Here is a 12023-nt window from a genome sequence, read left to right as displayed (position 1 = left end):
ACCGCCGTCGGCGACCGTTTCCATTCAGGCGCCCGCGCTCAGTCCGCAGCGGACTCGGCGGCCTGCCGGTCCATGGCCACGCGCAGGCTCAGCGGCCGCATGTCGGTCCAGACCTCGTCGATGTGGGCCAGGCACTGCGCCTTCTCGGCGCGGGGGCCCTCAGCACGCCACCCGGCCGGCAGCTCGCGGTCGGCCGGCCAGATCGAGTACTGCTCCTCGTCGTTGACGACGACCTGGTAGACGGTGGTGTCCTCGTTACTCATCACTGCGCTCCGATTCGATGCAGAGGTGGGGCCGGCGGGCCCGCCGTTATGTCTTCGATGCTGTCGTTCCGCCCTGACCGCGCCCTTGGCCCGCCCTGAGCGGGCGCGGATGCCCTTCCGGCGGTTTCCGGGCGGCGAACCGGCGCCGGGCTGAGGTCTCACTGACAGCTCACTGAACGTCGGCCGTTCCCCGCCCTCGGCTCAATCCACCGTGCCCGCCGGGGCCTTCGGACCTTGACGGCGTCGCCTCGCGCGGCTGGCGGAATCAGGCGCGATATCCGTCCGGGTCGGCCAGTACGTAGCCGTCGCCTGCCCGGTGGGCGCGCGAGCGGCGCAGGTCGGCGAGGACGAAGGTGCGCTGGAGCCAGCGGTCGGTGCCGTCGAAGCGCGGAGTGAACGCCGTGCGCCCGTGCACGGTGATCCGGTTGTCGACGACGGCGAGGTCGCCGGGCTCCAGCCGGGCAGTCCGGGCGGTGCGTTCGAAAAGGAGCCCCAGTGCGGCCAGTGCGGCCGCGGCCCGTTCGGTGAGCGGTTGGGTGGCGGCCATGTCCACCCGCAGGTCCGGGTCCTCGTACGCGCCGGTGAGCACCGGATGCGGCTCGGCGGAACCGTCGACGGCACCGAACGACGGCGGCGGCGCGGTGCGGTACTCCGGCCGTCGCAGCGCCGCCCGGGTGCCCTCGTCCATCAGCGGCAGGACCTCACGCACGCAGGAGGTGCGCAGTCCGGCCAGCCCGTCCGGATCGGCACGCAGGCAGAGCAGCATGACGAAGTCCGGCCGGTGCGGGTGGAAGGCGTTCTCGTTGTGGAAGGTAAGCAGTACCGAGCCCGCGTTGCCCTGGGATTCCTCGCGCCCGGGCACCGGGACGACGTCCTGCACCAGCGCGCCGCTCTTCTCCGGCCGGAAGGCGGCGGGGTCGCCGAGCCCGCACGCGGCGAGCAGCAGCAGCGACGCCGGTACGGTGGCGGTGCGCTGCACCGAGCCGTCGGTCAGCGGGGTGCCGCCGAGCGCGGGGCCATCGACCGGCAGTCCGCGCACCAGCAGGGCGCCGCCCGGCCCGGGGTCCCGACGGAAGCCTCGCAGGGCCCGGCGCAGGCGGGTCGGCAGTTCCTCCCAGCGGTCGCGGGCCGAGGCCACCCACGCCGGCTCGTCGACCAGGTCCCCTTCCGGTCTGCCGCAGAGCTGTGCGGCGGTCCCTTCGGTGGCGGCGGCCTCGGCATCGCTGAGCACCAGGTCCGGGGCCGAAATGTCTATGTCGATGTCCTGTGATACCGGCACGGGTGCCAGCCTTTCTCTCAGCGGTCGGGGGCCAGCCGGTCAGCGCGAGACGACCCGGTCGAGCTGCCGCTGTCCTCAGCTCCTTGCGGGACGCCCAGGGCGACTGGCGGGACCATGTTTTCGTCCGCCGCCTGTCGCGCGGTTGCCCCACGCTGACGGACCGTTGGTGCCGCTCTGCCCGCCGCCCGGTCACGCGCCGGTGCCCGGCTGCCGGCCCGTCTGCGCCGGACTGAGGCCCGGCTGACCCCCGACTGAAGCTCCCCTGGAAGCCTGCTGAACACCGGCAGGGAGCCCCATCGGAAGACCTGCAACCGCTGGCGGAAAGGGCGGTTCAGGGAGTGAGACGCAGCCGATCGCGGGCCGCCGCGTCCACCTCTTGCGGTCCGTACGGCCAGGGCAGACTGCCGCCCTCGGCCCAAAGGCCGACCTGGTCGGTGTAGGTGTCCGCACCGGTGTGGCCGGACGCGCCGGTCAGGTTGACCCAGCGGGAGCGCTCGAAGTCCCCCAGGTCCACCACCATCCGCATGGAGGGCACCCAGATCACCTCAAACCCCTTCTGCGGGACCCAGCCATTGGCCAGCACAGAGTCCGTGCCGCCGCCGACCTCGACCGGGTCGGCGTTCAGCAGCCACCGCAGCGGGGCCGGGCCGCCGGTGCCCAAGGTCGGGTTCTCCAGCGTCAGGGTGTGCAGGGCGCCCCAACGCCACTTCCGAGGATCGTCGCCGAGGCGCCGCCGCAGGTCGCCGGCGGCCTGCTCCATCGACTCGCGCAACATCGCGTCCCGGCCGCGCACGGAAGGGTCGGTGGCGCTGGTCCACCAGATGCTGTCCGGCTCGTCGAGCAGGCCGCGCACCACATCGAACCAGCGGCCCCCGCCGTCCGGGTAGGCGTACCTCTTGACGCCGGCCCGGGACAGCCGGTCGGTGAACGCGTTCTTCAGCAGTGCGCGCCACACCGAGTTGAAGTAGGCGGCCGGTGCCGAGTCGGCGCCCTGGGTGAAGTCCCAGCCGCGCAGCAGGTCCTGGGCGGGTTCGGTGTCGTCGCCGACCTCGGTCCTGAGCAGCGCCGGCACCAGGTTGGCGGCGTTGCCGTTCCAGCTGTCCTGAGTGATCCGCTCCATCGCCGCGACATCCAGCCTGCCGCCCTGCTCGATGAGTTGGGCGATCCGCCGGCTGCGGTAGCCGGTGCCCCAGTTGCTGCCGATCAGGTGCGGGTACTCGGGCCCGACCACCGCGTTGTTGGCGGTGACGATGTAGCCCTCCGGCGGATTGAAGCTCGTGGGCAGTTTGTCGAAGGGAAGGTACCCGGTCCAGTCGTAGGCCCCGGTCCAGCCCGGCACCGGGTGGCGACTGTCGCCCGCCTTGCGGACGGGTATGCGGCCCGGCGTCTGGTAACCGATGTTGCCGGCCGTGTCCGCGTAGATCATGTTCTGCACCGGTGAGGCGAAGACCTCGGCGGCCGCTCGGAACTCGTCCCAGTTCTCGGCCCGGTTCAGGGCGAAGAGGGCGTCCATGGTGGGCGCGGGGTCGAGTGCGGTCCACTGCATGGCGACCGCGTAGTCGTCCCGCGGGCCGCGTGGTGGGACGCCGGGCTCCTTGCCCTCGTCCGCCACCTCGTCGGCCGACTTGAGCACGTCGGAGATCAGCGGGCCGTGCAGGGTCGAGCGGACGGTGATGTCGACGGCGGGGGCCCCGGCCACTTCGATCCGCTCCTTACGGACACCCAGGGGCTTCTGCTTCCCCCGGTGTTCGTAGGTGGACCCGCTGATCTTCTCCACGAACAGGTCGGAGTCGGCGGCGCCCAGGTCTGTGAAGCCCCAGGAGATATGGGCGTTGTGGCCGAGCACCACGCCCGGCATGCCGGCGAAGGTGAGGCCGGTGACGTCGTACGGGCAGTCGGGGCCGGTCCGGGTGCAGTGCAGTCCGACCTGGTACCAGATGCCCGGTAGCGAGGGGGCCAGGTGCGGGTCGTTCTCCAGCAGCGGCTTGCCCGTGGTGGTACGACTGCCCGCCACCACCCAGGAGTTGGAGCCGATGCCGATGCCCTGCGGGCCGAGAACTGCGGCCAGCACATCGCGTACCCGCGCGCTGTCGGCCAGCGCGGGAGCGGCCTCGGCGGAAACGCCGGGCGGCGCTCCGGCAGCTGCCGTCGAGGGAGCGGGGGCCGAGGCAGCGGGGGCCGAGGCCTGGGTCGCCGCCGTGCCGGACGCGGCCCCTGGTACGCGGTCGGGGACGATCGGCGACCAGCGCGTGTAGTCGTAGCCGGGGAAGAGGTCGCCGGCCGCACCGGCGGGCAGCCGGGCCGCCAGCATCGCGTGCTGGAACTGGTCGATCATGCCGGTGTTGAGGTTCCAGGCCATGGTCTTCAGCCAGGACACCGAATCGGCCGGGGTCCACGGCTCCGGCCGGTAGTCGCCGGAGACGAAGCCGAGCACCGGGTACTCCACCGACAGCTCGGCCCCCTCGTTCTGGGCGAGGTAGGCGTTCACTCCGTCGGAGAAGGCCCGAAGGTACGCCCGGGTCTGCGGCGACAGCAGGGTGACCTCCTGCTCGGCCACCCGGTACCAGCCGAAGGTGCGCGCCACCTTGTCGGTCTGTACCTGGCTCGGGCCGAACATCTCGGCGAGCCGGCCCGAAGTGACGTGCCGTTGGGTGTCCATCTGCCAGAACCGGTCCTGGGCCATGGCGTACCCCTGGGCCATGAACAGGTCGTGCGCGGTGCCGGCGTAGATCTGCGGGATGCCGGAGCCATCCCTGACGATCCGGGCCTCGCCCGCCAGACCGGGCACGCTGGTGCTGCCGGACAACTGCGGCAGCGACTGCCGGACGGTCCAGTACGCGTACCCGAATACGCTGCCGGCCACCAGCAGCACCAGGGCGGTGAGGACGACCGCGGTACGGACGAGGATCCGCCGCAGGCGTCTGCGCCGGACGGGGAGCGCGGGCTTGCCCTCGTCGCCGTCGCTCCCGGCTGTGCCGCTGTCGGCCGTGGCCTCCGCGGCGGCCTCGGGTTCGGTGGCGGGACGGGGATCGTCCGGCGGGGCCGTGTCGGACTGGACTGTCATGGGGTGGCGCTTCCTTGTCTTGACGGGCTTCCGGCCATGGCGAACACCGCCGCGGACGAACCCGGAGGCGCGGCCCACGGCGGTGGGAGGGCAAGGGGAAGAGGGAAGGGGGCTGGCGGTGGCTCAGCGGGCCAGGCGGGTCGCCCCGGCGCTCCCGGGGCCCCGGGTCGTGGAGTGCGGTGCCGACGGGGTGGCGAGCGGGGCGGGGCCCACCAGGGTCAGGTGGGGGTGGCGAGGTTCCGTAGCCCTGCCCGGGCCTTCGGCCGGGGTGGTGACGCGGGCGAACGGATCGGGGCGCCGCGCCAGGATCGCCTCCTCGACCCCGCGCAGTTCGGGGCCGGGCAGCAGGCCCAGGTTCTCCATCAGAGCGTGCCGGGCCCGCTGGTAGGCGGCCAGTGCGTCGGCCTGTCGGCTGCCGCGGTAGAGCGCGGCCATGAGCAGCGCCCAGAGCCGCTCGCGGTACGGGTGTTCGGCGGTGAGGACGAGCAGGTGCGGCACCAGCCGGGCATGGCCACCGAGTTCGAGCGCGAGCTCGGTGTGCTCCTCGACGACCGCCAGCCGCAGCTCCGCGAGCCTGGTGCGTTCGACATCGAGCAGCGGGCCGGTCACTCCGGTGAGCGCGGGGCCGGGCCACTGCGACAGGGCGGCCGCCAGGGTCCGTTCGGCGGCGTCGAGCTGCCCGGCGTCCCACAGCGCCCGGGCGTCGGCCACGGATTGCTCGAACCGGCCGAGGTCGCACTGCTGGAGGCCGATGGACAGCCGGTAGGAGGCGCCGACCCGGGTGAGCACGCCGCCGGCGGTGCGCGGCCTCCGGTCGGGTTCGAACAGCTTGCGCAGCTTGGAGACATACGCCTGCACCAGGTTGGCGCCGTCCAGCACAGTGGAGTCGCCCCAGATCCCGTCGATCAGGTAGTCGCGGCCCACGGGGGAACCGGCCCGCAGCAGCAGGACGGCGAGCAGGGCCCGTTGGCGGGGCGCGCCGAGCGGCAGCTCGATGCCGTCGCGCCAGCCCCGGACCTCGCCCAGCAGTTCGAAGCTGAGATCGGCCGGGTGCGCAGCAGAGGAGGAGTGGTGCGGGGTCGAAGGAGACAGAAGGTCAGTCATGGCAACCTCCGCTGGCCCGGATCCATCGTGTGGCGGTTCGGGTGCAGCTGTGGGAGTACGGTGCGGTGGTCTGGCCGACCGGGGCCGGTGCGGTGCGGCGTCCGGACGGCCCGGGTGGCTTGCCGTACTGCTCCTCCCGGCCCTGTTCTTCTGCCCCCTAATCGTCCGGTTCCTCGGATTCTGTGAACTCCGTTGATCACGGCACCCCCTGGTCTCGGTGGCCTACCGCGAATGTACGGACTCCACCCGCCCACCGGTCCCTGTCATTTGTCAGGATGCGAACCGCCCGCACCGCGGCCGTGACGGGCTGTCAGCGGCAGGGAGTCACCCCTGTCGCGTCACCCGTTTCATTGCGAGGGTCAGCCCGGTGCCCGCCGGCTTCAGCGAGAGCAGGAAGACAGGCACATCGCCGCGCTGGAAGCGGTCCACCACAGCCTCCCCTCACCGGCCAGTTGCAGCACCACCGTGGCGACGAACGTCTTACTGGCGCTGGCGATCCGGAACTCGTCGCCGGGGCGGACGGTCTCGCCGGTGGGCGGTGTCGGCGGCACCGGCGGTGGCGGAGCGCTGCCGGCCGTGCGGGCGAGGCGAGCGGGCGAGGCGAGCGGGCGAGGCGAGCGGGCGAGGCGAGCGGGCGAGGCGAGCGGGCGAGGCGAGCGGGCGAGGCGAGCGGGCGAGGCGAGCGGGCGAGGGCGCCGACCGTCCCGGTCTCCATCACGGCGGTCACCCGGTCGCGCAGGTCGTCCTCGGGGGGCTGCGAGGACCTGGTGGCGGCGGACGCGGCGGGGATCGTCAGGACGGAAGCGGCGAGCGCGGCGACCAGGGCAGTGGCGGTGGTGCGCATCATGGCGGGAGCTCCTTGCGGGTAGGGCTCCGCGCCGCTGACTGCGTCGCGGACGCCAACCCAGGAACGCGGTCACGCCCGCACGATCACGCCAACTGGCCTGTCCGGGTGGTGGTCTGGGCCGTGACAGCGTCCTCGCCGATCAGTACCCGACAATCCGGCGGTGGCCGGGCACGGTTCGAGCGGCTCGGCTACGAAGGGCAGCGCCGTTGGGGCCACTTGTTCGCTGGCCTGCCTCGTGTTCAGCGTGGAATGATCAGGGGTTCGCCCGACGTGGGGCTCTTGGCACGATAAGGGTCGGCGAGCAGCTTCTGCATCGCCCGCTGCGCTCCCCAGCGTGCGGCGGCCGTACTCGGGGCACGGCCGCCCTTGTAGTGCACGTACGAGCCGTATCCTCGCGTTGCCAGTCAAGTGACCATCCCCACAGCCCGACGGTCGGGCCTGGCTCCACAACGGGCGCCCGTCGAGCGGATCCCGTACCTGGTGCTTTCGCGGGTGGGGAGACGTGTGCTGCCGTCCTGCCGGTCAGCAGTTGCGGATCGACCAGACCGGCTCCCAGTCCACGTCGGGTGCGTCGGTGCTGACCGGGAAGGTCTGGATCACGTTGCCGTTCTGCCCGTACAGCGTCGCCTGGGCGTTGTCGGTCTGGCTGTTCTTGACTTCGCCTGTGCCGTGCCAGTTCGACAGGTAGTAGCGGTTGCAGTTGTACAGGGAGAAGACCCGCCACTGGTTGACCGTGGGGTCCCAGACACCGGCGCAGAAGTTCCCCGTGTCACAGGTGACGTGGTCGCCGGAGGCCACCAGTTGCGAGGGGGCGGCCGGTGAGATCGTCGGAGAGACGGCGGACGCGGCGGAGGACGCCGCCTGGGCCGAGCCGGAGGCGCAGACGGGGCCCAGCAACAGGGTCATGGTGCCGATCGCGCCGAGAAGGGATCGCTTGGTGCGCATGGGTTCGGTTGCTCCTGCGAATGTCGAGCGGTGGGAGGGAGGACGGGCGGATGCCGGTCGTGGCGCCGACGGGACTGCGTGCGGAGGGGCACTCTATGAGGTCGGGCTGTTGCGGACTCGCAGAGTGGTGCGCACCGCAGCTTAGAGGGCCGCCGGTCCCGACGGTCCCTGACAGGTGTCAGGGCCCCGGGCACCGAGTCCGGAACGACAGAGCAATGCGGAGCCAGATGACCAGGGTGGCTGCGACGGCAGTGCCGAGGAAGACGTAGGGCGCGTTTGTCGTAGCGGGTGGCCACGGCCCGGGACTGCTTGAGCCGGTTGATCGCCCGCTCGCCGGTAAGCACTTGTTGTGGTGCTCTTCGTCAAAGCCGGGCAGCCGTCCGCCGCGTGAGCCCTTGCACAGGCGGGCGACCCGGCTGTGGGTCGTACTCCGACTGTCAGCACTGTTACGAGTCTCCATAGTGGTTTCATCTTCGGCCCCCGTGTCTGAGCGTCAGTCCATCCCAGTCGCTGCCGCAGAAAGAAGGCAGCCGTCGACGAGGGTCCGGTCACTGTGCCCGCCCGCAGCGATTCCAGCGCAAGAGATGGCCAGTGCCGTCATCCGCCATGATGCTGTGAGAGCGCTTACGCGCCGGGAACCGGGATGATCGGCCGATCGTCCTAGTGGACGTGCCTCGCGCCTCTCGCCTCTGGAATCGACCCGCATGCGGTGCCGGGCATGGCAACGATGTCACGTGTGCGGCTTTTGACCAGAAGCCGGCATGTCGTGGCGAACGATCCATGGACGCATTCACGGCTGGGACGGGCGAGCCGGCGGAGCGGCGACTGTGGCCAGGAGACGCGCCTTACCCGGTGCAGAGACGCCGGGCCGGCGGCAACCGGAATCGCCTGTACGATCCTGGCGACCACCTCGGGGAAAGTCGGTATGGAAACGATCATTGTGCACCCGCCCGGCCCGTCACGGCCGGGTGAAGTCGACGCGGCCGGGCCCGAGTTGCTGCATATGGGACCGGGCGACGTGGCCGACTTCGGACGCGGAGTGCCCGGCGGACGGGACATCTCCATCGTTCTGCCCGATCCCGGGATCTCCCGGCGGGCGGGGCGACTGGAGGCGGCCGAGGACTACTGGCGGCTGTCGAATTTCAGCCGTGACACCGCGTATGCGATCGAGAACTTGGAGGGTGCCGGCGAGTACATCACCGTCGCGCCCGGCCGGCTCGGAGCGCCGGTCCCCTTCGAGTTCTCCCGAGTTGTCCTGCCCGCGCTGTCCGGGACCGTCGACTTCAAGGTGTTCGCCCCGCAGCACGCCTATCTGGACGAGCGGTCCTCGCCCGGCGCAGGGGAGTTGACCGTGCATCCCTACGCGCTCGATGCGACGGCGAAGTACTTCCTGGTGCTGGTGGCCCTGTGCGAGCCGCGGCTGCGCGACACCTCGGACAGCACGCTGCCGGGCGCCGGGGACATCGCGGAGCGGCTCCGCCCGCTGGAGAGCTGCCGTGGTCTGACCCGCTCCGCGGTGAACTACCACATCGACTATCTGGCCTTCGCCAAGCTGCGTCTGGACGTCGGCGACGAGCCCGGAGCGGACGGCAACGCTCGCACGGGTGCCAAGCGTGCCCGACTGGCCTCCCTCGCCCTGCGCTTCGGCCTGGTGCGCGAGGAGCATCTCGCCCTGTTGCCGTCCCGCAGACGGCCCGTCCCGCAGACGAGCGACGCGTGAGCACGTCAGGCGCCGAGGAGGGCGCCCCCGAGATGCCGCGGCTGCCGGCAGGTTTCCGCATCGACGGCTGGGAGTTGAACGCCGTCATCGGGTCGGGCGGCTGGGGGACCGTGTACGAGGCCCGCGCGGTCGCGGACGGCACGATCGCGGCGGTGAAGGTGCTGCCGACCGGTGCCCTGGCGCCCGGTCAGCGTGCCGCGCTCGGTGAACTGGTCGCGCGCGAGGTGCGGTTCAGCGCTGAAGCGGACCATCCGCACCTCGTACGGACGCATGCCGTGTGCACCGTGGACGCGCCGGATCTGCCCGCGCTGGACGGGGCGATCGCGCTCGTCATGGACCGTGCCGAGGCCAGTCTGCGGCAGGCACTGGACGCCGCCGGGACGGGCGGCCCGATCCCGGACGCCGAGCGGATCCTGCGCGGCGTCGCCGCCGGGCTCGCCCATATGCACGGCGCCGGTTGGGTGCACGGCGACCTCAAGCCCGCCAACGTGCTGCTGGGCGCGGCCGGAGCGGTCTGGCTCGCCGACTTCGGCCTTGCCACCGAACTCGAGGGCACCCACGCCTATGTGCCGCCGCTCGGCACGCTCGACCATGTGCCGCCCGAGTGGTGGTCCCAGCGCACCGGAGCCGACGGGACGGTGGTGCGGCCGACCGCCGACATCTGGGCCTTCGGTGTCCTGGCCCACCAGGTGCTCACCGGCGGCCTGCACCCGTTCCCCGGCGCCACCGCGCGCGCCCGCTCGCTCGCCGCGCAGGCCTACGCCCGCGGCACCGTACCGCTGCGTCTGGACGCCGGACTCGACGAGAACTGGCGCCGAATCATCGCGGACTGTCTGGTCCCCGACCACGCGGGTCGCATGCGCCACACCGCCGCGAGCCTCTCCGCCCGCATCGAGCAACTGGCAAGCCCGCGTGGCCGACGCCGGCTGCTGCCGGTCGCCGCCGGGGCGCTCGCTGCGGTGTCGGCCGCCGCCGTCGCCGGCGCCGTGCTGCTCGGCGGCGGGGCTGACGACGAGGACGACAAGGGGCGCGGCACACCGGCCGTCGTCACCGGCGCGCGCAGCCCGGCCGCCGGGGAGATCCCGGAGGACTCCGACGTACCCGAAGCACTGCGGCCGGTCATCGCGAAGGCCGCCCACCGCTGCACCGACGCGGAGGTCACGCCCGCGTTTCTCGCCGCCATGCTCAAGGCGGAGAGCGGGTTCGACGTGAACGCAGCCCGCCCGGCGAGCGACGAGTACGGCATCGCCATGTGGACGCCGTCGGTGTTCCGGGCCTGGGCGGTCGACGGCGACGGCGACGGGGACAAGGACTACCGGTCGCCACCGGACGCGATCTCCACGATGTCGCTGTACGTGTGCTGGCTCGACCAGCAGTTCAAGAAGGCCGACATGCCCGCCAAGGATCTTCCCGCGCTGATGGCGGCCGGCTACCGCACGAGCGACCGCACGGTCATCACGGAGGGCGGCGTCCCCGAACGGGTGCGGCCCCACGTCGAGAAAGTGCTCCGCTACCTCGCCGACTACGAGCGGTGAGGTGGCGGGGCTGCCGCTCAAGGCCGTTCAGCAGTCCCTGACGTCCGGCATCTTGTTGTCGGGCGACCTGATGTAGATGTTGGAGATCCAGCCGTTGTACTGGGGAGGTACGCCCACCATTCGTTGGTGCAGGGCGGTACGTTGACCACCTCGCCCCTGGCCTGGCAGCCCACCAACACCTCGACGCCTGAGGGGAGTTGGCTGATCGGTGAGTTGCCCGTGTCGGAGTTGGGGCGGACGTTCACATGGTCGCTCCACGTGCCGTACCACCATCCCGCGGGCCGCGCGGTTCCGGGGACGTTCAGGGAGCGGGTCAGCCGGCCGATGCCGGTGTACGCCTTCCCGTACGACGTGCCGACGGGATGCAGCGTGAACACGGCCACGATGGAGCGGTCACCGGCCCCGACGGTCCCGTGCTGTGCAACACCGGCCTGGTCAGGTCCACGTCCGCGGCGGCGGCCGGAGCCGGGCCCGCCGTGTCCGTCGCGGTAGCGGTGCGCGGCGGGCCGCAGGGTGCCTTTCTCGTACGAGGATCCCGCCCAGCCCTGCATTCACCGCCGTCGTTCACCGCGGTGGTCTGCCTGTGGGAGCCGACGCGCACCGCGCCGCAGTCAGCCGCGCGGCGGTACCAGTCCCTGCCGTACGGCGAACAGCGCCGCCTGGGTCCGCGACGTGAGACGGAGTTTGCGCAGCACATTGCTGACGTGCGTACGGGCCGTACGCTCGCTGATCACCAGCTCGTCGGCGACCTGCTGGTTGGACCGTCCCTCGGCGACGAGGACGAGGACGTCTCGCTCGCGGCTGGTGAGCGAGACGAGCCCGGTCGGCGGCGAGACGATCTCCTGGGTGAGCCCCCGAGCCACCGCGGGGTCGAGGAAGACCTCTCCGCGTGCCGCCGCGCGGATCGCGGAGACCACCTCGCCGGCCTCCGCGTCCTTGAGCAGATAACCCGCGGCCCCCTGCGCGAGGGCGGCGTGGACGCGCTCCATCTCGCCGAAGCTGGTGAGCACCACGACGCGCACCCCGGGGTGCCGTTCCTTGATCAGGCCGATCGCGGTGGAACCGTCCATCCGGGGCATGAGCAGGTCGATCAGCACCACGTCCGGCAGTTCGCCGTGGGCCGCCATCGTGTCCAGCCGGGCGAGCGCCTCCTGCCCGTCGGCCGCTTCCGCGGCGGCCTCCATGTCGTCCAGGACTTCCAGGTAGGCGCGGATGCCACGGCGTACGACGGCGTGGTCGTCCACGATCAGCACCCGAATCGGCTGG

At 71.8% G+C, this 12023-nt stretch carries 10 protein-coding genes; 2 read left to right on the top strand and 8 right to left on the bottom strand.

The features are described 5' to 3' along the window. Positions 1-38: 38 nt before the first annotated feature. The 7 genes from CES90_RS39335 to CES90_RS39305 form a co-directional block, all read right to left on the bottom strand. The gene (locus tag CES90_RS39335) at positions 39-263 is read right to left on the bottom strand and encodes an MbtH family protein (protein WP_208921560.1); all 225 of its coding nucleotides are present in this window, start codon (positions 261-263) and stop codon (positions 39-41) included. Positions 264-528: 265 nt separating this feature from the next. Next, positions 529-1551: a TauD/TfdA family dioxygenase gene (locus tag CES90_RS39330; protein ID WP_408646664.1), complete on the bottom strand. Its 1023-nt coding sequence runs from the start codon at positions 1549-1551 to the stop codon at positions 529-531. 322 nt (positions 1552-1873) lie between these two features. Continuing rightward, positions 1874-4606 carry a penicillin acylase family protein gene (locus tag CES90_RS39325; RefSeq protein ID WP_208921559.1) on the bottom strand — a complete coding sequence of 911 codons (2733 nt, stop codon included), beginning with the start codon at positions 4604-4606 and terminating at the stop codon, positions 1874-1876. A 123-nt stretch (positions 4607-4729) separates the two neighbouring features. Continuing rightward, positions 4730-5710 carry an AfsR/SARP family transcriptional regulator gene (locus tag CES90_RS39320; RefSeq protein WP_208921558.1) on the bottom strand — a complete coding sequence of 327 codons (981 nt, stop codon included), beginning with the start codon at positions 5708-5710 and terminating at the stop codon, positions 4730-4732. A 380-nt stretch (positions 5711-6090) separates the two neighbouring features. Further along, a complete protein-coding gene (locus CES90_RS39315) occupies positions 6091-6261 on the bottom strand; it encodes a serine hydrolase (RefSeq protein ID WP_208921557.1) in 171 nt (56 codons plus the stop codon). A 535-nt stretch (positions 6262-6796) separates the two neighbouring features. Next, on the bottom strand, positions 6797-6934 hold the full coding sequence (locus tag CES90_RS39310; RefSeq protein ID WP_208921556.1) for a hypothetical protein: 138 nt from the start codon (positions 6932-6934) through the stop codon (positions 6797-6799). A 145-nt stretch (positions 6935-7079) separates the two neighbouring features. Further along, on the bottom strand, positions 7080-7502 hold the full coding sequence (locus CES90_RS39305) for a hypothetical protein (RefSeq protein WP_208921555.1): 423 nt from the start codon (positions 7500-7502) through the stop codon (positions 7080-7082). Positions 7503-8427: 925 nt separating this feature from the next. Between CES90_RS39305 and CES90_RS39300 the strand changes: the two genes are divergently transcribed. Both CES90_RS39300 and CES90_RS39295 read left to right on the top strand, forming a co-directional pair. Then, the gene (locus CES90_RS39300; RefSeq protein WP_208921554.1) at positions 8428-9222 is read left to right on the top strand and encodes a serine/threonine protein kinase; all 795 of its coding nucleotides are present in this window, start codon (positions 8428-8430) and stop codon (positions 9220-9222) included. Further along, a complete protein-coding gene (locus CES90_RS39295) occupies positions 9219-10757 on the top strand; it encodes a serine/threonine-protein kinase (protein ID WP_208921553.1) in 1539 nt (512 codons plus the stop codon). Before CES90_RS39300 ends, CES90_RS39295 begins: the two co-directional genes overlap by 4 nt. Before the next feature lie 611 nt (positions 10758-11368). Here CES90_RS39295 and CES90_RS39290 read toward each other — a convergent pair. Next, on the bottom strand, positions 11369-12010 hold the full coding sequence (locus CES90_RS39290; protein ID WP_208921552.1) for a response regulator: 642 nt from the start codon (positions 12008-12010) through the stop codon (positions 11369-11371). Positions 12011-12023: the final 13 nt, after the last annotated feature.

This window comes from Streptomyces capitiformicae (assembly GCF_002214185.1).
GTDB classification, from domain to species: Bacteria; Actinomycetota; Actinomycetes; order Streptomycetales; family Streptomycetaceae; genus Streptomyces; species Streptomyces capitiformicae.
The sequence above is the reverse complement of the archived record's forward strand: the minus strand, read 5'-3'. Positions and strand labels throughout refer to the sequence as shown.